Below are 21,818 nucleotides of genomic sequence, written 5' to 3'. Positions count from 1 at the left end.
ACCCAGCGCCCCCTGGCCGGGCCGGGAACTACACGTCGTCGGTGAAACCGAGCGCGTCGGACTCCCACATCAGGGCCTCGTACGACTTCCGTCGCTCTTCCATCTGCCGTTGCCGGAATGCGAGGACGTCGCGGAGAAAGAGGCGCCGGTGGGTGCCGACCCGGTGGGACGCGATCGACTCGTTCTCCAGAAGGCGGACGAGTGTGGGGCGGGACATGCCGAGCAGCTTCGCCGCCTCGGTCGTCGTCAGTTCGCGGGAGATGGCGCTGATCGCGACGCCGTCGCCGCGGGCGAGCATCGCCGAGATCTGATGGAGGACGTCGAACATCTGGGCGGGAACCTCGACCTCTTCGCCGTCCGCCGAGACGAGGCGGGCCGCCCTTCCGCCTGCGGCAAGGGGGTGCCGCACGAGGAACTCCTCCATGGCGGCTGCCTTCTGGCGCTCCGCTCCCTCGGTGGGCATGACCGAGGCGGCCATGCCGGTGCTGAGGCTCATGCGGCTCCCTGCGGCAGATGTGCTTGCGTCGTCCCAACCGTTCGGACCTGCTCCATCATCGCTTGCAAGTGCAATATCCGCAACTAGCTTCGGTTGTTTCACCTGGCGATGTCCTAATCCCCGATCGGCGGGGACGAGGATGACTGGCGGTCATACCGATGGGTAGTCTTCCCGGCATGACCGCCAAGGTGACGCTGTCGTTCTCCGACGAGACGATCGAGGAGGCGCGCCGGTTCGCCAAGCGGGAAGGCCTCTCCCTCTCCGCCTGGATGGACCAGGCCGCCCGGGAGAAGGCGCTGCGCGAGGTCTTCACCGCGCACGCCGACGCGGTCGGCCGTGCCGGCCTGGACCTGGAATCCGCCGCCCTGGCCGACGCCCAGGAGGTCGCGCTCGTCGACGACGCCCTGTTCGGCGGGCGTCCGCGTGCTGCGTAGGGGTGAGGTCTGGCGCATCTCCGGCGCCCGCGAGCGGTTCGGTCTGGTGATCAGCTCCGACGTCTACAACGCCACGGCGGTACCCATCGTGATCGTGGCCGAGGTGGTCGAGGAGTCGCTGCTGCGCGACTCGCCGCTCGCCGTGCGGATGGGCGCGTACGTGGTGATGCCCGACCGGATCTCCTCACCGATGAAGAAGTGGTTCACCGAGTGCGTGGACGTGGCCGACACCGAGACCATGCAGCGGGTCGGTCGAGCGCTGCGGATCCTCCAGGAGCTGTGACCTCCTCACCGGCGCCGTCCGGCGGACGTGCGGTCTCCGTTGCCGGGCCGACGCGCGCGGGGCACGCCGGGGAAACCACCGGCTGAGAGCGTCGCCTCGTCATCGACGAGGAGGAGTCGCCCGTGAGCACGCTCGTTTCCGCACCCACGCCGCCGCCGGCCACCACCGCCGGCCGGCTCACCGAATGGCGGCCGGAGGACCCGGCGTTCTGGGCGGCCGGCGGCGCCCGGGTGGCCCGGCGCAACCTGTACGTCTCGATCTTCGCCGAGCACGTCGGCTTCTCCGTGTGGAGCCTCTGGTCGGTGACGGTGCTGTTCCTGGGCCCCGAGTACGGCATCGACCCGGCCGGGAAGTTCCTGCTGACCGCCGTGCCGGCCGCGCTGGGGGCGGTGCTGCGGCTGCCGTACACGCTTGCCGTCGCCCGGTTCGGCGGCCGGAACTGGACCATCGTGAGCGCCCTGCTGCTGCTCGTGCCGGCGGTGCCGATGGCCGTGCTGATCGAGCCCGGGGTGTCGTACGCCACGCTGATGGTGCTCGCCTGCCTGTCCGGCGTCGGCGGCGGCAACTTCGCCTCGTCGATGGCGAACATCAACCTGTTCTTCCCGGAGCGGCTCAAGGGCCGGGCGCTGGGGCTCAACGCCGGTGGCGGCAACCTGGGCGTACCGGCTGTGCAACTGGTGGGGCTGGCGGTGCTGGCGACGGCCGGCGCCGCGTACCCCCGGCTCGTGCCGGCGGTCTACCTGCCGCTGATCGTGCTGGCCGCGCTGGCCGCGGCCCGCTGGCTGGACAACGTGCCGGGGGCGCGCAACGAACCGGGCGCGCTGCGCGCGGCGGCCCGCGACCCGCACACCTGGGTGATGTCGCTGCTCTACGTGGGCACGTTCGGCTCGTTCATCGGCTTCGGGTTCGCCTTCGGCCAGGTGCTCCAGCTCCAGTTCCACGACCGGTTCCCGACGCCCGTCGACGCGGCCTGGCTGACCTTCCTCGGGCCGCTGATCGGCTCGCTGATCCGGCCGGTGGGCGGTCAGCTCGCCGACCGGCTCGGCGGGGCCCGGATCACGTTCTGGAACTTCGTGGCGATGGCCGCCGGGGCCGCGCTGGTGCTGTACGCCGCCCGTGACCGGTCCTTCCCGCTCTACCTGACCGGGTTCCTGGCGCTGTTCGTCTTCTCCGGCATCGGCAACGGCTCGACGTACAAGATGATCCCGGCGATCTTCCGGGCCCGGGCCGTCGCGGAGAGCGAGCTGACCGGCGACCCGGAGGCGGCGCAGCGGCGGGCCCGGCGCCTGTCCGGCGCGGTGATCGGCATCGCCGGCGCGGTCGGCGCCTCCGGTGGGGTGCTGGTGAACGTGGCGTTCCGGCAGTCGTTCCTGACCTCCGGCACCGCGGACGCCGCCTACCTGGCGTTCATCGCCTGGTACGCGCTCTGCTTCCTGGTGACCTGGGTGGTCTACCTGCGTCCCGGGCCGCGTACGCTGGTCGGCGTGTGAGCTGCGCCATGGCGAACGCGCAGACCACGCGGGGCGCGACCCCGTTTTGACCTGCCGCAGGGCGGCCGGGTATCGTTGCCTGCTGTTGTACGACATTCTTAGGCGTGCCGCATCAGGTACGCTTGGTCGTTCGTGCGCGCTGGTCCGGCTGGGTACTCCTGGTCACTTCGGCGCGCGACCCCAGACCGACGACGAGACAAGGTAGACCTGTGCGTACGTACAGCCCGAAGCCGGGTGAGATCGAGCGTCAGTGGCACGTCATCGACGCCTCTGATGTCGTGCTGGGCCGCCTGGCGACCCACGCCGCCACGCTCCTGCGTGGCAAGCACAAGCCGACTTTCGCGCCGCACGTCGACACGGGCGACTTCGTCGTCATCGTGAACGCGGGCAAGGTCGCGCTGACCGGCAACAAGCGCCAGACCAAGGTTGCTTACCGCCACTCCGGTTACCCGGGTGGTCTGAAGCGGGTCGGCTACGACGAGCTGCTCACCAAGCGGCCCGAGCGGGCCATCGAGCTGGCCGTGAAGGGCATGCTCCCGCACAACAAGCTGGGCCGTCAGCTTCTCAAGAAGCTGAAGGTCTACGCCGGTGCCGAGCACCCGCACACCGCGCAGCAGCCGGTGCCGTTCGAGATCAAGCAGATCGCGCAGTGAGCGCGGGCGAAGGAAGCAGCATGACCGACATCACCGCCACCGAGGTCGCCCCCGAGGCCACCGAGGCGCCGGCGCCCGTCGCGCGCGCGCCCCGTGGTGACCGCCCGATCCAGACCGTGGGTCGGCGCAAGGAAGCCATCGTCCGGGTCCGGATCGTCCCGGGCACCGGCAAGATCACCTGCAACGGCCGCGACCTCGAGGCCTACTTCCCGAGCAAGGTGCACCAGCAGCTCATCAAGGACCCGCTGGTCACCGCCGAGAAGCCCGAGGCGTTCGACGTGATCGCCAACCTGCGTGGCGGCGGCACCACCGGCCAGGCCGGCGCGCTGCGGCTCGCCATCGCCCGGGCGCTGATCGTCAGCGAGCCCGACGACCGCCCGGCCCTGAAGAAGGCCGGCTTCCTGACCCGTGACGCCCGGGTCAAGGAGAGCAAGAAGTACGGCCTCAAGAAGGCCCGTAAGGCTCCCCAGTACTCGAAGCGCTGATCACCACAAGCGTCTTGTACTTCTGACGGACGGCCGGTTCGCCTCCCCTTCCGGGAGGCGGACCGGCCGTTCCGCGTTTCTCTCCTCTCATCGGCAGTTCCACGGAGGTTGGCGGGTATGGGCCGGTTGTTCGGCACGGACGGCGTACGCGGGCGGGCGAACGCGGATCTCACCCCGGAGTTGGCGTTGGCGGTCGCGGTGGCCGCGGCCCACACGCTGGCCGAGACCGACAAGAGCCATCCGCCGCTCGCGGTGGTCGGCCGGGACACCCGGGCCAGCGGCGAAATGCTGGAGGCGGCGGTGGTCGCCGGGCTCACCAGCGCCGGCGCCAACGTGGTCCGGGTCGGCGTGCTGCCCACCCCGGCGGTGGCGTTCCTCACCGCCGAGATCAAGGCCGACCTGGGCGTGATGCTCTCCGCCTCGCACAACCCGATGCCGGACAACGGCATCAAGCTGTTCGCCGCCGGTGGGCACAAGCTGCCCGACGAGATCGAGATGCGGATCGAGGAGGCGGTGAAGGCCAACGCCACCACCGCCTGGAAGCGCCCGATCGGCGCCGGCGTGGGCCGGGTCAACGACCTGCTCGACGGCGCCGACCACTACGTACAGCACCTGGTCGGCACCGTGCCGCACCGCCTCGACGGGATCAAGGTGGTCGTCGACTGCGCCAACGGCGCGGCGGCCGACGTCGCCCCGGTCGCCTACCGGGAAGCGGGCGCCGAGGTGATCGCCATCCACGCCGAGCCGGACGGGCTCAACATCAACGACGAGTGCGGCTCCAACCACATCGACGCGCTGCGCGCCGCCGTGGTCGAGCACGGCGCCCACCTCGGCATCGCCCACGACGGCGACGCCGACCGCTGCGTCGCGGTCACCGCCGACGGCGACGAGGTCGACGGCGACCAGGTCATGGCGATCCTCGCGCTCGCCATGCGGGACGCCGGCGAGCTGACCCAGGACACCCTGGTCGCCACCGTGATGAGCAACCTCGGTCTCCGGCTGGCCATGTCCGAGCACGGCATCCGGCTGGTCGAGACCAAGGTCGGCGACCGGTACGTGCTGGAGGAGCTGCGCGCCTCCGGCCTGGCGCTCGGCGGCGAGCAGAGCGGGCACATCGTGCTGCCGGCGTACGCCACCACCGGCGACGGCGTGCTGACCGGCCTGCACCTGATGGCGCGGATGGCCGCCACCGGCACGACCCTGGCCGAGCTGGCCGCAGTGGTCACCAAGCTGCCCCAGGTGCTGATCAACGTGCCGGTCGGCGACCGTACCGTCGGCGCCGCCGCACCCGCCGTCCGGGCCGAGGTGGAGCGCGCGGAGGCGGAACTGGGCGAGACCGGCCGGGTGCTGCTGCGCCCCTCGGGCACCGAGCCGCTGGTGCGGGTCATGGTCGAGGCGGCCACCGAGGCCACCGCGCGTGAGGTCGCCGAGCGCATCGCCGAGCAGGTCCGCACCGCCAGCCCGGTCGCCTGAGCCATGCCGCCCGCTGGGGGATCTCCCTCCAGCGGGCGGTTCAGTCAGCGCGCAGGCGACGCAGCCGGGTCACCGCCTCGGCCAGCACCTCGGGTCGCTTGCAGAACGCGAACCGGACCAGCCGGCGGCCGGCCTCCACGTCGTCGTAGAACACCTGCGTGGGCACCGCCACCACGCCGCAGCGCTCGGGCAGCGCCCGGCAGAACTCCACCCCGTCCCGGCCACCGAGCGGCGTGACGTCGGCGGTGACGAAGTAGGTGCCCTCCGGCGCGAGCACGCCGAACCCGGCGTCGGCCAGCCCGGCGGCGAGTTGGTCCCGCCGCCGTTGCATGTCGTCCCGGAACCCGGTGAAATACGCGTCCGGCAGCCCGAGCGCCACCGCCACCGCGGGTTGCAGTGGCCCGGCGTTGACGAACGTCAGGAACTGCTTCACCCGCAGCACCGCCGCCACCAGCGGTGCCGGTCCGCTCACCCAGCCGACCTTCCAGCCGGTGCAGGAGAACGTCTTCCCGGCCGACGAGATGCGCAGCGTCCGCTCCCGCATCCCGGGCAGCGTTGCCAGCGGTACGTGCGGCGCGGCGGCGTCGGTGAACACCAGGTGCTCGTAGACCTCGTCGGTGACCGCGTACACGTCGTGTTCCCGGCACAGCCCGGCGACCACTGCCAGCTCGTCGGCGGTGAAGACCTTGCCGGTCGGGTTGTGCGGCGAGTTCAGCAGCACCATCCGGGTACGCGGCCCGAACGCGGCGCGCAGCTCGGCCGGGTCGAACGCGTACCGGCCGTCGGCGCCGGGACGCAGCGTCACCGGGCGGCGGACCGCACCGGCCAGCGCGATCGAGGCGGCGTACGAGTCGTAGTACGGCTCGAAGCAGACCACCTCGTCACCCGGCTCGCAGAGCGCGAGGATGCTCGCCGCGACCGCCTCGGTCGCGCCGGCCGTCACCACGATCTCGCCGTCCGGGTCGTACTCCAGGCCCCAGAACCGGCGCTGGTGCTCGGCGACGGCGGCGCGCAGCGCGGGGATCCCCGGGCCGGGCGGGTACTGGTTGTGGCCGGTACGCAGCGCCTCGGCCGCGGCGGCGAGCATCTCCGGCGGGCCGTCGGTGTCCGGGAAGCCCTGCCCGAGGTTGACCGCGCCGGTGCGCACGGCCAGCGCGGACATCTCGGCGAACACGGTGGTGCCGAACGGCCGCATCCGGGCCACCAGGGGATCGGTCGTCGTCACGGCGGCCAGCCTACGGCCCGCCGCCGACTGCTCACCAGCCGAAGCAGGTCGCGCCGTACTCGCCCGAGTCCTTCGACACGACCTTGCCGTTGACGGTGATCCGGCAGGTCACGTCGCCGGACTCGACCGGACTGGCGATGATCTGCACCCGCTCGCGGTCGTTCGCGGTGAAGCTCAGCCGCCAGGGGGTGTCCACGGCGCCGGGCTGGTGGAAGTTCGCGTCCGCGTCGTAGAACTGCACCTCCGCCTCGCCGTTGGTGGCGGTCACCTCGTACAGCACAGTGAACCTGCCGGGCCCGCCGGACGGGGTGGTGACCGGTCTGGCCGGGGGACGGGTGGGCTCGTCGGCCCACCCGTCGGGCTCGCCGTACAGCGGTCCGTCGTACCGCTCGCCGGAGGCCGCCCCGTCGTCCAGGGTGCTGCCGAGGAAGGACAGCCCGACGCAGCCGCAGACGATGAGCGCCAGGACGCTCACGATGCCGATCACCAGGCCGATCGCCCAGCCGCCGCCGCTGCGGCGCGGTGGCATGCCCGGATACGCGTACGGCGGCGGGTAGGGCCCGGGCGGATAGGGGCCGGGTTGGTAGGGGCCGGGCGGGTAGGCGCCCGGTGTCCAGGCCGGCTGTGCCGAGAAGTCCGGGGTGCCGGGCTGGGACGGCCACCCGGGCGTACCGGGGGCCTGTGGGTCGCCCGAGGCCGGCGGGACGGCCGGGCGCGGCGTGGTGGCCGGGTCGGCCGGAGCCGCCCACCCCGGTTCGCCCACCGGCCGGCCCGTGCCGCTCGGGGACGCGGCCGGGTCGGTTCCGGACGCGCTCTCCGGGCCGGGCGCCGCCCAGGGGCTCGGAGCCGGGGACGGCGACCAGGGTGCGGGTGGCGTCCACGGCTGCGGGGCGGCCAACGGGTCCGGCGGCGTCCAGGTGGAGGGCGGCGGCGCGGCCGGTGCGGCGGTCGGGTCGCTCGGTCCGGAGGCCGGTTCGGGGGCGGGGGTCGTCTCGGACATCGGCTCAGCTCACAGGGGTACGGCGCGGACGACCGCGGAACGGTGGGCCCGGGGGACGGCGCCCGGCCTCAATGTAGGCGGTGGCGGCCAGCCGTGCGGTCCCGGCCGCCGGCCCGCGCGCCGCGTCCCGTAGCGGTCCGGACGGGTGGAACGGCCTGGATGGTGCTATGTCCGGTAGTGGCAACCCCGGCGTTCGGTTCGCTCAAATTCAGTGATCGTTAACCGGCTTTCCGAGCACGCACGATGAGCGAAACTCGGTTAGGCTGCGGACCATGTGTGGAATCGTGGGTTACGCCGGTGCGCGCCCGGCGCTCGGCATCGTGCTTGACGGACTGCGGCGTCTCGAATACCGCGGCTACGACTCGGCCGGTGTCGCCGTGGTCTGCGAGGACGAGCTGCTGACCGAGAAGAAGGCCGGCAAGCTCGCGAACCTGGAGAAGGTCCTCTCCGAGCGGGCGGCGGACAACCCCGAGGACTGCGCCGCCAGCCCGATCGGCATCGGCGACGGCACCACCGGCATCGGCCACACCCGGTGGGCCACGCACGGCGGCCCGACCGACCGCAACGCCCACCCGCACCTCTCCCCGGACGGCCGCGTCGCGGTGATCCACAACGGCATCATCGAGAACTTCGCGAAGCTCCGCACCGAGCTGGAGGACGAGGGCGTCGAGTTCGCCAGCGACACCGACACCGAGTGCGCCGCGCACCTGATCGCCCGCGCGCTGGCCGACCTGCGCTCGGCCGGTGAGACCGACAGCCCGCAGCTCCTGGCCGCCGCCATGCGCGTGGTCTGCGCGCGCCTGGAGGGCGCGTTCACGCTGCTCGCCGTCGACGCCGGCATCCCCGGCGCGGTGGTCGGCGCCCGGCGCAACTCGCCGCTGGTGGTGGGCCGTGGTGACGGCGAGAACTACCTGGCCAGCGACGTCGCCGCGTTCATCGAGCACACCCGGGACGCGGTCGAGCTGGGGCAGGACCAGATCGTGCTGATCACCCCGGACACCATCGACATCACCGACTTCGACGGTCAGCCGGCCAGTGGCAAGGACTTCCACATCGACTGGGACTCGTCGGCCGCCGAGAAGGGTGGCTACGACTGGTTCATGCTCAAGGAGATCGAGGAGCAGCCGCAGGCCATCGCCGACACGCTGCTCGGCCGGCTCACCGAGAGCGGCGAGATCGCCCTCGACGAGGTCCGCCTCAGCGAGCAGGACCTGCGCGACGTCGACAAGATCTTCATCGTCGCCTGCGGCACCTCCTACCACGCCGGCCTGGTCGCCAAATACGCCATCGAGCACTGGACCCGCATCCCCTGCGAGGTGGAGCTGGCGAGCGAGTTCCGCTACCGCGACCCGGTGCTGGACCGGTCCACGCTGATCGTGGTGATCTCGCAGTCCGGCGAGACGATGGACACGCTGATGGCGCTGCGCCACGCCAAGGAGCAGAAGGCCCGCGTGCTGGCCATCTGCAACACCAACGGCTCCACCATCCCGCGCGAGTCCGACGCGGTGCTCTACACCCACGGCGGCCCGGAGATCGCCGTCGCCTCCACCAAGGCGTTCCTCACCCAGGTCGTGGCCTGCTACCTGATCGGCCTGCACCTGGCCCAGGTGCGCGGCATCAAGTTCGCCGACGAGGTGGGCGCCGTGGTGGCCCAGCTCCAGGAGATGCCCGCCAAGCTGCGCGAGCTGCTGGACCGGATCGAGCCGGTCCGCGAGCTGGGGCGTGAGCTGAAGTCCGAGCCGACCGTGCTGTTCATCGGCCGGCACGTGGGCTACCCGGTGGCGCTCGAAGGCGCGCTGAAGCTCAAGGAGCTGGCGTACATGCACGCCGAGGGCTTCGCCGCCGGCGAGTTGAAGCACGGCCCGATCTCGCTGATCGACAAGGGCACGCCGGTGATCTGCATCGTGCCGTCGCCGGTCGGCCGGGGCATGCTGCACGACAAGGTCGTCTCCAACATCCAGGAGGTACGCGCCCGCGGCGCCCGCACGATCGTGATCGCCGAGGAGGGCGACCAGGCGGTGGTCCGCTACGCCGACCACCTGATCTACGTGCCGCGTACGCCGACGCTGCTGGCGCCGCTGGTGACCACGGTGCCGTTGCAGGTGCTGGCCGCCGAGATCGCCGCCGCCCGCGGGCACGACGTCGACCAGCCCCGGAACCTGGCCAAGTCGGTCACCGTCGAGTAGCCGATCTCGTCCACGGTCCCTCCGCCCGGTCGACCGGGCGGAGGGACCGCGCCGTCTCTGCCTGCTCATCGGCCCAGCACGATCCGTGCCATGCCGTCCAGCGCCGGGTTGTCCGGATCCCAGTAGCCGGTGTGGCCGTGCGGTGCGCTCGGGAAGCGCCGGCCGCCGAAGCCCGGCCCGCTCGGGTCGGCGCCGAACCAGAGCCGCTCGCCGTGCCCGCCGAGCACGGCGAACGCCGGGCCGAGCGGCGTGCCGGACAGCAGCGCGCGGCGGGCCAGCTCGTCCGGCGGGCGGGCCAGCCGGATCACGTCGTCCGGCGCGGTCGACGACCAGACCTGCCCGGCGGGCATCCGCAGGTCGGCGGCGTGGTCCACGCCGACCCCGGGCGAACCGACGAAGACCAGCGCGTCAGCGCCCAATCCGTGGTCGCGGGCGGCGGCGCCGACCACGAGCGAGCCGTAGCTGTGCCCGAGCACCGTCTGCCGGGCCGGTGGCCCCTCGTGCGCGGCCCGCAGCCCCTCCTGGAACCGGTGCAGCGCCGGGCCGGCGTCCTCGGCCTGCCGGGTGCCCGCCGCCTCGGTGAGGAGGTCGGGCGCGTCGTAGTCCAGCCAGAGCACCGCCGCCGCCTCCTCGCCCGGCCCGAGCGCCGCGCACCGCTGCAACACCCGGGCCGCCCGGCCCAGCTCGGCCGGCGCATCGGCGAGATCCGAGGTCATGCCCGGGACGTAGGTGAGCACCGAGGCGGCGCGGTCCGGGTTGCCGAGCGCCACCACCGCGCGGCCGTCGCCGGCCGGATCCAGACCCAGCAGGTACGCCCGGGGCGCCCCGCCCGCGGCCAGCCGCTCGCTGAGCCCGTCCAGCCCGCGCAGCGCCGCCTCGACAGCGGCGAGCCGGACCCGCCGCGACGCCTCCAGCGGCCCGGCCGGAAGCGGGTGCAGCAGGGCGAGCCGCCGCACGAGCAACTGCTCGCGCCGATCGCCGAGCAGCAGCCGGTTCGCCTGGTCCCGGGCGGCGGCCGGAAGCCCGTCGAGACGCCCGATCCGGCCCGGTTCCCGCCCCACCAGCCATCGCCGCTCGGCCGCGCTCAGACCGGCCCACCAGCGGCTCACCTCCGCCGGGCCGGCACCGGGCCCGGGCCGCCACGCGGGCGGGACGCTCACCCAGCCGCGTACCGCAGCGGTGCTCAGTTCCGCCAGCCGGCCGGCCGCCTCCCGGTCGGCGGTGCCGGCGAGCGTCAGTGCGTCCCGGATCCCGGCCCGCGCGTGGACCACGGCCGGCCCGGTCCGCGTCACCCGGGCCGGGTCGGGCCGGACCGCGCCGGTGCGGTCGACGAGCAGGCCACCGGACTCGGCGCGGGCCACCTCGGCGCCGAGCCGGGCCTTCGCCGCGCTCAGCCGGGCACCGAACTCGGCGAGCACCTGGTCGACCTCGATCAGGGCGGGGAGCACGTCGGTGAGGCCGGTGCGCAGGTCCCCGATCCGCCGCTGCGCCGCCGTCGAGGCCGCGCCCGACCACCCGGGCCGGAGCGCGCCGATCCGGGCGGTCAGCGCGTCGGCGCGCCGCCGTACCGGCGCGGCCAGACTCCGCCACGCCGCACCGGCGGCGGCCCAGGCGCCCGGGTCGGCCCGCCAGAGCTGCGCGTAGCCGACCGGCGCGTCCGCCGCGCCGGCGGGACCGCCGCTCACCGGAGCACCCGGGTGAGGCGGCGGGCGGCGCGTTCGTCGACCGCCTCGTAGCCGTCCGCCCCTCGGCGCAACGCCTGAGCGGTGTCGGCCACCCGGGCGCCGAGCGCGCCGGACCAGCGCCGCACGGCCGATTCCAGGTCGGCCAGCGCGACAGCGGATCGCCAGCCGTCCGGTGCCGCCACCAGCAACGACTCCGGCGCCGCGCCCGGCCCGCGGGCCAGCCGGTACGCGTCGTCGGCCAGTTCGCGCGCCACCGTGCGCAGCAGCTCCGGGTCGACGTCGAACGGTCTCTCCACCACGTGACCTCCCTCGCCCGGCGCCACCGGCCGGCTCCGGACACCGGGACGCTAGGCGGCACCCGACGGCGGTCGCCGACCCCTGTGGACAACGGTCCGGGTTATCCACAGGGGTTGTCCGCCGGCCGGTCCCCGGCGCGTACCGCCGGTAGGGTGAGGCCGTGATCGGGGCAGCCGCGGGCGGAAGCTGAGCCGGCGCGACGAGCGGGGCGGGGTGGCATGAGACAGGTGTGGCGTGTCGCGGACGTTCGCGCTGCGGAAGCGGGCCTGATGGCCACCCTTCCGGCCGGCGCGCTCATGCAGCGGGCCGCGGCCGGGCTGGCCCGCCGCTGCGCGTTGCTGCTGGCCGACCGGGGCGGCGTCTACGGCGCCCGGGTGCTGCTGCTCGTCGGGTCCGGCGACAACGGCGGCGACGCCCTGTTCGCGGGCGCGCACCTGGCCCGCCGGGGCGCGGCGGTGACCGCGCTGCTCCTCACGCCGGGCCGCGCGCACGCCGAGGGCCTCACCGCCCTGCGCGCCGCCGGCGGGCGCGTGGCCGACCGGCCGCCCGCGGTGGTCGACCTGGTGCTCGACGGCATCGTGGGCATCGGCGGCACCGGTGGGCTTCGCGAGACGGCCGAGCAACTGGCCGCGAGCCTGACCGGGCAGCGCGGGCGCGACGGCACGCCCGCAACGGTGGTCGCTGTCGACGTGCCGAGCGGAGCCGCTGTCGACACCGGCCACGTCCCGCTCACCGACGCCGGGCGGCCCCGGGCGGTCCGCGCCGACGTGACAGTCGCCTTCGGCGCGCTCAAGCCGGCACTGGTCGTCGGCCCGGCCGCCGAGCTGGCCGGGGAGGTCGAGCTGGTCGACATCGGGCTGACGCCGTGGCTGCGCGGCACGCCGGCGCTCCAGGTGATCGAGCAGGCGGACGTGGCCGACTGGTGGCCGGCGCTGGGAGCGTCGTCGGAGAAGTACTCCCGGGGCGTGGTCGGCGTGGCCACCGGCTCGGCCACCTACCCGGGCGCCGCGGTGCTCTCGGTCGCCGGGGCGCTCGCCGGTCCCACCGGCCTGGTCCGCTACGCCGGGAGCGCCAAGGGCGAGGTGCTGCACCAGCACCCGTCGGTGATCGCCACCGGCCGGGTCGCCGACGCCGGCCGGGTCCAGGCGTGGGTCTGCGGCTCCGGGCTGGGCACCGGCGAGGACTCGGCCGCCGAGCTGCGGGCGGTGCTCGCCGCGCCGGTGCCGGTGGTGCTCGACGCGGACGCGCTGACGCTGCTCGTCGGCGGAAAGCTGGCCGACCGGCTGCGCGGCCGGGACGCGCCGATCGTGGTGACCCCGCACGACCGGGAGTACGCCCGGCTCTGCGGCGAGATGCCGGGGGAGGACCGGGTCGCCGCCGCCCTGCGGCTCGCCGCCTGGATGAACGCGGTGGTGCTGCTCAAGGGCGACCGCACGGTCATCGGCACGCCCGACGGCCGGGCGTACGTGAACCCGACCGGCACCCCGGTGCTCGCCACCGGCGGCACCGGCGACGTGCTGGCCGGGTTGCTCGGTTCGCTGCTCGCCGCCGGGCTGGCCCCGGAGCGGGCGGCCGGCGCCGCGGCGTACCTGCACGGGCTGGCCGGCCGGGAGGCGGCGCGCGGCGGTCCGGTGACCGCGCCCGACGTGGCCGCCGCGTTGCGTCCGGTTCTGACCCGGCTGGGCTGATCCGGGCGGCGACGACCGGTGGCGACGGGCACCGCCCGCACGGCTCACGGCTCTGATGATCACTGACGGAAGTAGGCTGAGGACATGTGGCAGTCGGAGGTGCGCGTCGACCTGGACGCGATCCGGGAGAACGTGACCCGGCTCAAGGCCGGCACCAGCGCCGAGCTGATGGCGGTGGTCAAGGGCGACGGGTACGGCCACGGCATGGTGCCGGCCGCCCGCGCGGCGCTCGACGCCGGGGCGGACCAGCTCGGCGTCTGCACGCTGGACGAGGGGCTGCGGCTGCGCGAGGAGGGCATCACCGCGCCGGTGCTGGCCTGGCTGCTCAGCCCCGGGGTGCCGCTGCACGACGGGATCACCGTCGGCGTCGACCTCGGCTGCGCCAGCCTCACCCAGCTCGACGAGATGGTCCAGGCGAGCCGCCGGGCGGGCCGTCCGGCCCGGCTGCATCTCAAGATCGACACCGGGCTGGCCCGGGGCGGCGCCACCGTCGCCGACTGGCCGACGTTGCTGGAGGCCGCCGCGAAGGCCCAGGCCGACGGCCTGGTCGAGGTGGTCGGCGTGTGGAGCCACTTCGTGTACGCGGACTCGCCCGGCCACCCCACCACCGACCGCCAGCTCGCCGTGTTCCAGGAAGGGCTGGAGATGGTGACGCGGGCCGGCCTGCGCCCGCGCTACCGGCACCTGGCCAACTCGGCCGCCACGCTGACCCGGCCGGACACCCACTTCGACCTGGTCCGTCCCGGCATCGCCGTCTACGGCCTGTCGCCGGTCGCGGGCGAGCAGTTCGGTCTGCGTCCGGCGATGACCGCCCGCGCCCGGGTGATGCTCACCAAACGGGTGGCGGCCGGCACCGGCGTCTCCTACGGCCACACCTACCTCACCGAGCAGGAGGCCAACCTGGCGGTGGTGCCGCTAGGCTACGCCGACGGGGTGCCCCGGCACGCCTCCAACACCGGGCCGGTGCAGCTCGCCGGCAAGCGCCGGGCCATCTCCGGGCGGGTCTGCATGGACCAGTTCGTGGTCGACTGCGGCGACGACGAGGTGGCCGACGGCGACGTGGCGACGCTGTTCGGCAGCGGGGCGGACGGCGAGCCCACCGCCGACGACTGGGCCGAGGCCGTCGGCACCATCAACTACGAGATCGTGACCCGTTTCGGTGGCGTGCGCGTGCCCCGCGTATACGACGGCGAGCGCGCATGAGTGTCCGGTTGCCGCGACCGCGTACCGCCGCCGGCAAGGTGGCCGGGCTGGTCGGCGCCGCCGTCGGCGTGGCCGCCGCCGGGCTCGCGGCGGGCGTGGTCAGCGAGCGGGTGCTGGTCCGCCGGCTCAAGAACGACCCCGCCGACCGGTACGCCGACGAGGTCTTCGGCGAGCAGCGCTACGACGAGGCGTACCGGCTGGAGATGCCGGACGGCACCGACATCCACGTGGAGGTGGTCGAGCCGGCCCGCCCGGTCGCCGGGCACCCGACGGTGGTGCTGGTGCACGGGTTCTGCCTGGACATGGGCACGTTCCACTTCCAGCGCAAGCGGCTCGCCGAGCGCGGCGACTACCGGGTGGTCGCGTACGACCAGCCGGGGCACGGCCGCTCGGGCCGGCTGGAGAGCGGCGAGTACGACCTGACCGCGCTGGGCCACACGCTGCGCCGGGTGCTCGACGAGGTGGCCCCGGACGGCCCGCTGGTGCTGGTGGGGCACTCCATGGGCGGCATGACGATCATGGCGCTGGCCGAGCTGTACCCGGAGATGTTCGGCGACCGGGTGGTCGGCACCGTGCTGATGGCCACCTCGGGCGGCCTCGCGGCGGAGACCAAGCTGGTGGCGCCCGCGCTGCTCGGCCGCGTCGGCTCGCCGGTGCTCTACATGATGAGCAACGCCACCCGGTACGGCGGCACCGTCATCGACCGGGCCCGCCGGTCGACCTCGAACGTGGCCTGGCTGCTCACCCGCAAGTACGGCTTCGGCACCTCGAAGCCGAGCCCGGCCCTGGTGTCGTACGTCGAGACGATGAACTCGCGCACCTCGGCCGACACGGTCACCCGCTACCTGCGCACGATCGCCACCCACCACCGGTTCCCGGCGCTGGCCGCACTGGCCGGCACGCCGGTGCTGGTGATCGTGGGCGACAAGGACATGATCACGCCGGTGACGCACTCCGAGGAGATCGTCCGGCGGCTGCCGCACGCCGAGTTCGTGAAGATCCACGACAGCGGGCACGTGGTGATGCTGGAGCACGCCGACGAGGTGAACGCGGCGCTGGAGAGGTTCCTGGATTCGCTATGACAGTGGGCGTGGAGCTGAAGACCGTCGACGACACCCACGAGTTCGGGCGGCGGCTGGCCGGTGTGCTGCGCGCCGGTGACCTGCTGCTGCTCAGCGGCCCGCTCGGGGCCGGCAAGACGGCGCTGACCCAGGGCATCGGCGCCGGCCTCGGCGTACGCGGGGACATCACCTCGCCCACCTTCGTCATCGCGCGGGTGCACCGGCCCGACCCGGCGCGGGGCGGCCGGGTGACGCTCGTGCACGCCGACGCGTACCGCCTGGGTGAGGCCGCCGACCCGCGCGCGGAGATCGACGACCTCGACCTGGACGCCTCGGTGGACGAGGCGGTCACAGTGGTGGAGTGGGGCGAGGGGATGGTCGAGCAGCTGGTCGACGCGCACCTGCGGGTACGCATCGACCGCCGTGACGACGACACCCGGGCGGTCACGCTGGAGCCGGTCGGCGGCGACTGGGCCGCCCGGGTCGCCGAACTGTCCTGAGTCAGGGCTGAAGGGGCATCGTCCAGCAGTTGGAGTAGGCGGTGCGCCCGGCAAGCCGGTCGGTCAGCCAGGCCACGGCGTCGCCCTGGTCGGTGATGAGCGGCGCCAGGTGGTTGGTGAGGAGCTTGTCCCCGAGGTTGGGCAGGCTGACGGCCTGGTAGGTCACGGCGCCGCCCTTGCGGCACCAGTCGACAGCCAGTTGACGGGCCTGCCGGTGGGGCACGATGTCGTCCTGGACGCCGGTCGCCACGCGTACCGGACCGGCGGGCTTGAGCGTGCCGATGCGCTGCCGGTCGAGGACGGCGCTCGCCTCGGGCGAGGCGGCGATGACGGCGGTGAGGGACCGGCCGCCGGTGATCCATTTGCTGCTCTTGGTGAACGCGTACCGGAGGATCGCGTCCCCGACGCACATGGTCGAGGTGTCGCTGAGCGCCGCCCGGCCGGCGTCGTTGACGTTCGCCTCGATGACGTCCCGCACGGCCGGGTCGGACTGGGCGAAGCCGTTGAGCGACCAGCCCAGCGCTCCCGCCAGCGCGCTGCCGTCGATGCCGCCGATGACAGCCGTCAGGTCGGCGGGAGGCGCGCCGACGTAGCTGCCGGCCAGCGGTACGTCGGGCGCGTAGGCGGGCTGGAGCTCGGCGGCGGCGGCGCTGGCGCCGCCACCCTGGCTGTAGCCGTACAGGCCGACGCGGGACCGGTCGGTGACCGATGCTCCCGGCACCGCGCGGGCGGCGCGGGCCGCGTCGAGCAGGGCTCGCCCTTCGTCGAGGCGGTTGACGTACGTGTGCAGCCGGTCGGTCGCGCCCAGGCCGACGTAGTCGGTGACGACGACAGCGGCGCCGGTGGCGAGGAGGCGGTAGATCGCCAGCGCCTCGTAGCCGACGGACAGGGTGTCGCCGGTGAGGGTGAGCGGATGTTGCAGGGCGAACGAGGGTGCGCACTGGTCGCCCTGCCCCATGGTGCCGGAGGCGACGGCGACCAGCGGGCGCGGTCCGGTGCCCCGCCACGCCGCCCACGGTTCGATGTAGGCGCCGGTCACGCCGACGGCCCGGCCGTTGGAGTCGGTGGACCGGTACATCAGCCGGGTGGCGGTGCCGGGCATCGGGCGGCCGTCGAGTCCGGGAATGCTCAGGCCGAGCGGCAGCGGCTCGGTACGGATCAGCGTGCCGTTGGTGGCGGGCAGGTCGGCGGGTGGGTGGTAGAAGGCGGGGATGGTCACGCCGCGGGAGACCACCGGCGCTGCGCCGTCGGCGGCCGCGGGTGCGCCGGATCCGGCCAGGTACACGGCTGCCGCCGCGGCGACGGCCAGCATCCGGACGCCTCTCGGGCGGCGGGGGGAGGGGGCGGTGGAGGGCGTGCGGGGACGGGTGTTCCTACTGCTCACGGGCACTCCTAGCGAGCATCGATGGTGGTGGATGCAAGCTAGCAGCGGCGATGTGGCGTAAGTAACTTGCCAGTAGGTTACGCTCCGGTAACTTTTGTTGCCAGTGTCCCGGCCCTGCCGCCGCCCGGGAGTGTCGGTTGCGGCTGGTAAGAAGGTGGCGACCGACGAGGAGAGGCTGCCGATGCCCGACGCCCCCACCCTGGACCTGCCGGCGCTGCTGCCGGAGGCCTGGCGTGCCGTGCTCACCCCCCACCTGGACCCGGCCCGCACCGCGGCGCTGGCCGAGTTCGTCGCCCGGGAGTACGCGACCGCCACCGTCTTCCCGCCGCTGGAGGACCTCTTCTCCGCCTACCGGCTGTGCGGCCCGGCCGACACCCGGGTGCTGATCCTCGGGCAGGACCCGTACCACAAGGCGGGCCAGGCGCACGGGTTGAGCTTCAGCGTGCGCGAGGGGGTCGCGGTGCCGCCGTCGCTGCGCAACGTCTTCAAGGAGCTGGGCGAGGACCTGGGCGTGCCGAAGCCGCGCAGCGGCAATCTCGACGGCTGGGCCGCGCAGGGCGTCCTGCTGCTCAACTCGGTGCTGACGGTCCGGCAGGCCACGCCCGGCTCGCACGCCAACCGCGGCTGGGAGGAGTTCACCGACGCCACCATCCGGGCGCTCGACGCGCTCGACCAGCGCGTGGTCTTCCTGCTGTGGGGCGGCTACGCACGCAAGAAGGCGGCGCTCGTGACCAACCCGCAGCACGTGGTGCTGGAGGCCGGGCACCCGAGCCCGATGAACCCGCGCGGCTTCCTCGGCAGCCGACCGTTCAGCGCGGCCAACAAGGCGCTTGCCGACGCGGGGCTGCCCACCGTCGACTGGGAGCGCTCAGCCGGCTGACCCGCCCGGCGCCTCGCCCGCCCCGGCGAGGCGCCGGCGGTACCGGGAGAGCAGTTCGGCCGTGCGCCGGTCGGTCACCTCCACCTCGACCAGCGGCTCGACCGGGTACGTACGTTCACCGAGGCGGACCTCGACGGGCTCGGGTAGTTCCTCGCACATCCGGGCCCGCAGCTCGCCGTAGCGGGTCAGCCAACGGTGCTCGCCCGGCTCCTCGGGCTCCGTGTGGATGCCGCCCCACACCTGCCATCGGGCGTCCCAGCGTTGCGCGTGGATCCGATCGAGGAGCGCGCTGAACTGCGGCGAGTCCCGCCAGCGCACCGCGATCTCGACCGCGTCCACCGGCAGCGGCGCGCCCTGCAGCAGTGCCGCCGTGCCGCCCGACAGCACGTACGGCAGGTCGCCCAGGGCGTCCATGATCCGGTCCAGCCGGAGAACTTCGATCCGCTCGGAAAGCACCATTCCGGCCATCTCGTCCAGCGCGGCGTCCAGGTGGCTGTCCAGCGGCTCGACCTCGATCCGCAGTTGCCGGCCGAGCGCGGCCAACAGGCGTTCCGCGGTCGTCAGGCTCGGCAGCCGGTCGCCGCGTTCGATCCGGGCGATGGCGGCCTGACTGAGCCCGCACCGGGCGGCCAGCGCCTGCTGGGTGAGTCCTGCTTGTTCGCGTTCACGCCGCAGGGTGCGGGCGACCTCTCGAACGAGGCGACTCTCCGTCATCTCCGGAGAATGGCAGTCCTCTTCCCAGCCTTATGCCTCGGAGTCATATTTATGACCCAGAGGCATAAGGCTCTCACCTCTCCTCCTTGATCCGGGCGCTACGCACCGTGACCGGGCGAGCAGCGAGGGCGTGCCCGGGGCGGGCGGAGCGGACGGCTAGGCTGGCTTACCGTGCTCGTACTCGTGGTGGACTCCTCGACGCCCGCGGTGACCGCCGCCCTGGCCGAGGTCTCGGCGGACGGCGTCGCGCTCCGCGCGGCCCGGTGCACCGTCGACGCCCGCGCCCACGGCGAGCTGCTCGCGCCGCAGGTCGACGCCGTGCTGGCGGACGTCGGCGCGCGGCCCGCAGACCTGGCCGCGATCGTCGCCGGCCTCGGCCCGGGCCCGTTCACCGGGCTGCGCGTCGGGCTGGTCACCGCCGCCACCATGGGTCAGGTGCTCGGCGTACCCACGTACGGCGTCTGCTCGCTGGACGGGCTCGGCCACCCGGCGGCCGCCGGCGAGCCGGTGCTGGCCGCGAGCGACGCGCGGCGCCGGGAGATCTACTGGGCCGTCTACGACGGCGCCGGTCAGCGCCTGGCCGGCCCGGAGGTGGCGGCCCCGGCGGTGGTCGCGGAGCGGGCGCGCGACCTGGCGGTCACCGTCGCGGTCGGCGACGGCGCGCACCGGTACGCGGACGTGCTGGGGTTGCCGGTGCGCGACGAGCCGCGCTACCCGGACCCGCTGGCGCTGGCCCGTCTCGCCGCGCCGCGGATCCGCGCGGGCGCGCCCGGTGAGACGCTCACCCCGCTCTACCTGCGTCGCCCGGATGCGGTCGCGGCCACCGGCCACAAGCCGGTCCTGCCATGAGGCTGGGCCGGTTCCGCTGGTGGCACATCGACGAGGTGCTGCCCATCGAGGCGGACCTCTTCGGCGCCGAGAAGTGGTCGGCGGGGATGTTCTGGAACGAACTCGCCAACGGGCACTTCTACCTGGTCGCCACCGACGACGACGGCGCCGTGCTCGGCTACGCCGGGCTGACCGTGTCCCCGCCCGACGAGGCGTGGGTGCAGAACGTCGCGGTCCGCCGCGACGCCCAGCGCCGGGGGATCGGCCGGCTGCTGCTGGAGGCGCTGCTCGCCGAGGCCGCCCGGCGCGGTGCCCGCAGCACGCTGCTGGAGGTCGCCGCGGACAACGCGCCGGCGCAACGGCTCTACGCCGGCTACGGCTTCGAGCCGATCGGCGTACGGCGCGGCTACTACCAACCGAGCAACACCGACGCGCTGGTCATGCAGCGCAACGAGGACTGACGCGCATGGCTGACGAACCCCTGGTCCTCGGCATCGAGACCTCCTGCGACGAGACCGGCGTGGGCATCGTGCGCGGGCACACGCTGCTCGCCGACGCGCTCGCCTCCAGCGTCGAGGAGCACGCCCGGTTCGGCGGCGTGGTGCCCGAGGTGGCCAGCCGCGCCCACCTGGAGGCCATCGTGCCGACCATGGACCGGGCGCTGCGCGAAGCCGGCGTCACCATCGCCGACGTCGACGCCATCGCCGTGACCTCCGGGCCGGGCCTGGCCGGCGCGCTGCTCGTCGGGGTCGCCGCCGCCAAGGGGTACGCGGTCGCGGCGGAGAAGCCGGTTTACGGCGTGAACCACCTCGCCGCGCACGTCGCGGTGGACACGCTGGAACACGGCCCGCTGCCCGAGCCCGCCATCGCGCTGCTGGTCTCCGGCGGGCACTCCTCGCTGCTGCGCGTCGACGACCTGGCCCGCGACGTGGTACCGCTCGGCGCCACCATCGACGACGCGGCCGGCGAGGCGTTCGACAAGGTGGCCCGGCTGCTCGGGCTGCCGTTCCCCGGCGGACCGTACATCGACCGCGAGGCGCGCGCCGGCGACCCGGCGGCGATCGCCTTCCCGCGCGGGCTGACCGCCGCGAAGGACCTGGCCGGGCACCGGTACGACTTCTCCTTCTCCGGCCTGAAGACGGCGGTGGCCCGCTGGGTGGAGGCGCGGCAGCGGGCCGGTGAGCCGGTCCCGGTCGCCGACGTGGCCGCGTCCTTCCAGGAGGCGGTCTGCGACGTGCTCGTCGGCAAGGCGATCGACGCCTGCCGCAGCAGCGGCATCGACACGCTGGTGATCGGCGGCGGCGTGGCCGCCAACTCCCGGCTGCGGGCGATGGCCGAGCAGCGGGCCGGCAAGCACGGCATCCGGGTGCGTACGCCCCGGCCGAAGCTCTGCACGGACAACGGCGCGATGGTGGCCGCGCTCGGCTCCCACCTGGTCGCCGCGGGCGTCGCGCCGAGCCGGCTGGACCTGCCGGCCGACTCGGCGCTGCCGCTGACAGTGGTCAGCGTGTGAGCGGGGAGGGGACCGACATGATCGTCCGCATGTGGGAGGCCAAGGCCGAGCCGTACGGCTTCGCCGACCTGATCACCTGGGTCTGTGAGACCGCGCTGCCCGAGTTCGAGCACGACCCGATGCACGTCTCCAGCGAGGTGTTCTCCTCCACCGACCACCGGCTCGTGGTCATCTCCAAGTGGCGGAACAACCCCCGGGAGCTGCCCGAGCCGCCGGCGCGCCTGATCGCCCGCCCGCCGCACAGCTGGGATTTCACGCAGGTCGACCGCTGACGCGACGGCCGTCACGACGGCCGGAATTGGTTGGCGCGCGGGGCGCCCCGGCACCTAGCGTCGGTGGG

At 73.9% G+C, this 21,818-nt stretch carries 23 protein-coding genes; 16 read left to right on the top strand and 7 right to left on the bottom strand.

Annotated elements, in window-relative coordinates; all coding sequences use genetic code 11:
• Nucleotides 1-28: 28 nt before the first annotated feature.
• The gene (locus tag GA0070562_RS24055; RefSeq protein ID WP_091426311.1) at nt 29-496 is read right to left on the bottom strand and encodes an excisionase family DNA-binding protein; all 468 of its coding nucleotides are present in this window, start codon (nt 494-496) and stop codon (nt 29-31) included.
• A 176-nt stretch (nt 497-672) separates the two neighbouring features.
• On the opposite strand from GA0070562_RS24055, the gene GA0070562_RS24050 reads away from it, so the two are divergent.
• From GA0070562_RS24050 to glmM, 6 genes are all read left to right on the top strand, one after another.
• The gene (locus tag GA0070562_RS24050; RefSeq protein WP_151499179.1) at nt 673-930 is read left to right on the top strand and encodes a DUF6364 family protein; all 258 of its coding nucleotides are present in this window, start codon (nt 673-675) and stop codon (nt 928-930) included.
• Nucleotides 920-1,213: a type II toxin-antitoxin system PemK/MazF family toxin gene (locus GA0070562_RS24045; protein WP_091426307.1), complete on the top strand. Its 294-nt coding sequence runs from the start codon at nt 920-922 to the stop codon at nt 1,211-1,213. Before GA0070562_RS24050 ends, GA0070562_RS24045 begins: the two co-directional genes overlap by 11 nt.
• Before the next feature lie 122 nt (nt 1,214-1,335).
• Nucleotides 1,336-2,703, top strand: coding sequence for an MFS transporter (locus GA0070562_RS24040; protein WP_091426305.1), 1,368 nt, complete (start codon nt 1,336-1,338; stop codon nt 2,701-2,703).
• A 209-nt stretch (nt 2,704-2,912) separates the two neighbouring features.
• Nucleotides 2,913-3,356 carry a 50S ribosomal protein L13 gene (rplM, locus tag GA0070562_RS24035; RefSeq protein WP_013288574.1) on the top strand — a complete coding sequence of 148 codons (444 nt, stop codon included), beginning with the start codon at nt 2,913-2,915 and terminating at the stop codon, nt 3,354-3,356.
• A 20-nt stretch (nt 3,357-3,376) separates the two neighbouring features.
• Nucleotides 3,377-3,841, top strand: a complete 465-nt coding sequence (gene rpsI, locus GA0070562_RS24030) for a 30S ribosomal protein S9 (RefSeq protein ID WP_018784602.1) — start codon at nt 3,377-3,379, stop codon at nt 3,839-3,841.
• A gap of 117 nt (nt 3,842-3,958) precedes the next feature.
• Nucleotides 3,959-5,314, top strand: coding sequence for a phosphoglucosamine mutase (glmM, locus tag GA0070562_RS24025; protein WP_091426303.1), 1,356 nt, complete (start codon nt 3,959-3,961; stop codon nt 5,312-5,314).
• Between the two features lie 40 nt (nt 5,315-5,354).
• Here glmM and GA0070562_RS24020 read toward each other — a convergent pair whose 3' ends face one another.
• Nucleotides 5,355-6,539, bottom strand: a complete 1,185-nt coding sequence (locus GA0070562_RS24020; protein WP_091426301.1) for a pyridoxal phosphate-dependent aminotransferase — start codon at nt 6,537-6,539, stop codon at nt 5,355-5,357.
• Nucleotides 6,540-6,570: 31 nt separating this feature from the next.
• Complete coding sequence (locus GA0070562_RS24015) at nt 6,571-7,539, bottom strand: MmpS family transport accessory protein (RefSeq protein ID WP_091426299.1); 969 nt, start codon at nt 7,537-7,539, stop codon at nt 6,571-6,573.
• A 272-nt stretch (nt 7,540-7,811) separates the two neighbouring features.
• On the opposite strand from GA0070562_RS24015, the gene glmS reads away from it, so the two are divergent.
• Nucleotides 7,812-9,725, top strand: coding sequence for a glutamine--fructose-6-phosphate transaminase (isomerizing) (gene glmS, locus GA0070562_RS24010; RefSeq protein ID WP_091426298.1), 1,914 nt, complete (start codon nt 7,812-7,814; stop codon nt 9,723-9,725).
• Nucleotides 9,726-9,790: 65 nt separating this feature from the next.
• Here glmS and GA0070562_RS24005 read toward each other — a convergent pair whose 3' ends face one another.
• Together GA0070562_RS24005 and GA0070562_RS24000 are read right to left on the bottom strand one after the other, a co-directional pair.
• Nucleotides 9,791-11,410 (bottom strand): alpha/beta hydrolase, encoded by a 1,620-nt coding sequence (locus GA0070562_RS24005; RefSeq protein ID WP_091426296.1) that lies wholly within the window; start codon nt 11,408-11,410, stop codon nt 9,791-9,793.
• Nucleotides 11,407-11,709, bottom strand: a complete 303-nt coding sequence (locus tag GA0070562_RS24000; protein WP_091426294.1) for a type VII secretion target — start codon at nt 11,707-11,709, stop codon at nt 11,407-11,409. The genes GA0070562_RS24005 and GA0070562_RS24000 overlap by 4 nt, the downstream gene beginning before the upstream one ends.
• Nucleotides 11,710-11,925: 216 nt before the next feature.
• On the opposite strand from GA0070562_RS24000, the gene GA0070562_RS23995 reads away from it, so the two are divergent.
• The 4 genes from GA0070562_RS23995 to tsaE all read left to right on the top strand — a co-directional run bounded on the left by GA0070562_RS23995 (nt 11,926) and on the right by tsaE (nt 16,159).
• The gene (locus tag GA0070562_RS23995) at nt 11,926-13,395 is read left to right on the top strand and encodes an NAD(P)H-hydrate dehydratase (protein ID WP_091426292.1); all 1,470 of its coding nucleotides are present in this window, start codon (nt 11,926-11,928) and stop codon (nt 13,393-13,395) included.
• An 84-nt stretch (nt 13,396-13,479) separates the two neighbouring features.
• Nucleotides 13,480-14,598, top strand: a complete 1,119-nt coding sequence (gene alr / locus GA0070562_RS23990) for an alanine racemase (protein WP_091426289.1) — start codon at nt 13,480-13,482, stop codon at nt 14,596-14,598.
• Nucleotides 14,595-15,680: an alpha/beta fold hydrolase gene (locus tag GA0070562_RS23985; RefSeq protein WP_091426286.1), complete on the top strand. Its 1,086-nt coding sequence runs from the start codon at nt 14,595-14,597 to the stop codon at nt 15,678-15,680. The genes alr and GA0070562_RS23985 overlap by 4 nt, the downstream gene beginning before the upstream one ends.
• Nucleotides 15,677-16,159 carry a tRNA (adenosine(37)-N6)-threonylcarbamoyltransferase complex ATPase subunit type 1 TsaE gene (gene tsaE / locus GA0070562_RS23980; protein WP_091426283.1) on the top strand — a complete coding sequence of 161 codons (483 nt, stop codon included), beginning with the start codon at nt 15,677-15,679 and terminating at the stop codon, nt 16,157-16,159. Before GA0070562_RS23985 ends, tsaE begins: the two co-directional genes overlap by 4 nt.
• Nucleotide 16,160: 1 nt before the next feature.
• On the opposite strand, the gene GA0070562_RS23975 is transcribed toward tsaE, so the two are convergent.
• Entirely contained in the window at nt 16,161-17,543 is a 1,383-nt protein-coding gene (locus tag GA0070562_RS23975; RefSeq protein ID WP_091426280.1) for a lipase family protein, read from the bottom strand.
• Between the two features lie 181 nt (nt 17,544-17,724).
• Between GA0070562_RS23975 and ung the strand changes: the two genes are divergently transcribed.
• Nucleotides 17,725-18,423, top strand: a complete 699-nt coding sequence (gene ung / locus GA0070562_RS23970) for a uracil-DNA glycosylase (protein WP_091426740.1) — start codon at nt 17,725-17,727, stop codon at nt 18,421-18,423.
• Here ung and GA0070562_RS23965 read toward each other — a convergent pair.
• The gene (locus GA0070562_RS23965) at nt 18,412-19,137 is read right to left on the bottom strand and encodes a helix-turn-helix domain-containing protein (protein ID WP_091426277.1); all 726 of its coding nucleotides are present in this window, start codon (nt 19,135-19,137) and stop codon (nt 18,412-18,414) included. The two genes, ung and GA0070562_RS23965, sit on opposite strands and share 12 nt — an antisense overlap.
• A 171-nt stretch (nt 19,138-19,308) precedes the next feature.
• Here GA0070562_RS23965 and tsaB point away from each other — a divergent pair, with 171 nt between their 5' ends.
• The 4 genes from tsaB to GA0070562_RS23945 are packed head-to-tail and all read left to right on the top strand — an operon-like array spanning nt 19,309 to nt 21,750.
• Complete coding sequence (gene tsaB, locus GA0070562_RS23960) at nt 19,309-19,986, top strand: tRNA (adenosine(37)-N6)-threonylcarbamoyltransferase complex dimerization subunit type 1 TsaB (protein ID WP_091426275.1); 678 nt, start codon at nt 19,309-19,311, stop codon at nt 19,984-19,986.
• The gene (gene rimI / locus GA0070562_RS23955) at nt 19,983-20,426 is read left to right on the top strand and encodes a ribosomal protein S18-alanine N-acetyltransferase (protein WP_091426272.1); all 444 of its coding nucleotides are present in this window, start codon (nt 19,983-19,985) and stop codon (nt 20,424-20,426) included. The genes tsaB and rimI overlap by 4 nt, the downstream gene beginning before the upstream one ends.
• 5 nt (nt 20,427-20,431) lie before the next feature.
• Nucleotides 20,432-21,478, top strand: coding sequence for a tRNA (adenosine(37)-N6)-threonylcarbamoyltransferase complex transferase subunit TsaD (gene tsaD, locus GA0070562_RS23950; protein ID WP_091426267.1), 1,047 nt, complete (start codon nt 20,432-20,434; stop codon nt 21,476-21,478).
• A 17-nt stretch (nt 21,479-21,495) separates the two neighbouring features.
• A complete protein-coding gene (locus GA0070562_RS23945) occupies nt 21,496-21,750 on the top strand; it encodes a hypothetical protein (RefSeq protein WP_091426737.1) in 255 nt (84 codons plus the stop codon).
• The last annotated feature ends 68 nt before the right edge of the window (nt 21,751-21,818 follow it).

The organism is Micromonospora tulbaghiae, from assembly GCF_900091605.1.
GTDB classification, from domain to species: domain Bacteria; phylum Actinomycetota; class Actinomycetes; order Mycobacteriales; family Micromonosporaceae; genus Micromonospora; species Micromonospora tulbaghiae.
This window is presented reverse-complemented; position numbering and strand designations above follow the sequence as displayed.

Excerpts from the sequence above, each read along its gene's own strand:
- GA0070562_RS24055 (WP_091426311.1), bottom strand. The coding sequence starts at position 496 with ATGAGCCTCAGCACCGGCATGGCCGCCTCGGTCATGCCCACCGAGGGA.
- GA0070562_RS24050 (WP_151499179.1), top strand. The coding sequence starts at position 673 with ATGACCGCCAAGGTGACGCTGTCGTTCTCCGACGAGACGATCGAGGAG.
- rpsI (WP_018784602.1), top strand. The coding sequence starts at position 3,377 with ATGACCGACATCACCGCCACCGAGGTCGCCCCCGAGGCCACCGAGGCG.
- glmM (WP_091426303.1), top strand. The coding sequence starts at position 3,959 with ATGGGCCGGTTGTTCGGCACGGACGGCGTACGCGGGCGGGCGAACGCG.
- GA0070562_RS24015 (WP_091426299.1), bottom strand. The coding sequence starts at position 7,539 with ATGTCCGAGACGACCCCCGCCCCCGAACCGGCCTCCGGACCGAGCGAC.
- glmS (WP_091426298.1), top strand. The coding sequence starts at position 7,812 with ATGTGTGGAATCGTGGGTTACGCCGGTGCGCGCCCGGCGCTCGGCATC.
- GA0070562_RS23995 (WP_091426292.1), top strand. The coding sequence starts at position 11,926 with ATGAGACAGGTGTGGCGTGTCGCGGACGTTCGCGCTGCGGAAGCGGGC.
- alr (WP_091426289.1), top strand. The coding sequence starts at position 13,480 with ATGTGGCAGTCGGAGGTGCGCGTCGACCTGGACGCGATCCGGGAGAAC.
- GA0070562_RS23985 (WP_091426286.1), top strand. The coding sequence starts at position 14,595 with ATGAGTGTCCGGTTGCCGCGACCGCGTACCGCCGCCGGCAAGGTGGCC.
- tsaE (WP_091426283.1), top strand. The coding sequence starts at position 15,677 with ATGACAGTGGGCGTGGAGCTGAAGACCGTCGACGACACCCACGAGTTC.
- ung (WP_091426740.1), top strand. The coding sequence starts at position 17,725 with ATGCCCGACGCCCCCACCCTGGACCTGCCGGCGCTGCTGCCGGAGGCC.
- GA0070562_RS23965 (WP_091426277.1), bottom strand. The coding sequence starts at position 19,137 with ATGACGGAGAGTCGCCTCGTTCGAGAGGTCGCCCGCACCCTGCGGCGT.
- rimI (WP_091426272.1), top strand. The coding sequence starts at position 19,983 with ATGAGGCTGGGCCGGTTCCGCTGGTGGCACATCGACGAGGTGCTGCCC.
- tsaD (WP_091426267.1), top strand. The coding sequence starts at position 20,432 with ATGGCTGACGAACCCCTGGTCCTCGGCATCGAGACCTCCTGCGACGAG.
- GA0070562_RS23945 (WP_091426737.1), top strand. The coding sequence starts at position 21,496 with ATGATCGTCCGCATGTGGGAGGCCAAGGCCGAGCCGTACGGCTTCGCC.